We start from the raw sequence: 280 nt of genomic DNA on the forward strand, positions 1-280 counted from the left end.
TCGAAGCTGTGGTCGCCCAGTGGGAACACGCCTGAGATGGTGTAGTCTGGGTAGCTGCCTGAAAGCACGCTCGCTGGGAGCTGCGTCAGGTTGCCTGAGTTGAATGGGTTCAGGAACACCTTGATCGTCAGGTCCTCTGGAGTACAGTTCTCGTCGATGCTGAATGGGTAAGTCACCGTCGCATCACAGTCTACGTTGTCCAGTGAGCAGAATGGGTCTGCCTGTGTGAAGCTGATCTCAGGTGCGATGTCGTCGTATACCTTGATGATCTGCGTGTACT

General features: G+C 54.6%; 1 protein-coding gene. It reads right to left on the reverse strand.

Annotated elements, in window-relative coordinates; translation table 11 throughout:
* Window positions 1-280 (reverse strand): hypothetical protein (locus FRY97_RS22810; protein WP_170254909.1); only part of this gene is annotated, 280 nt, incomplete at both ends.

The organism is Phaeodactylibacter luteus (assembly GCF_007993045.1).
Taxonomy (GTDB): Bacteria; Bacteroidota; Bacteroidia; order Chitinophagales; family Saprospiraceae; genus Phaeodactylibacter; species Phaeodactylibacter luteus.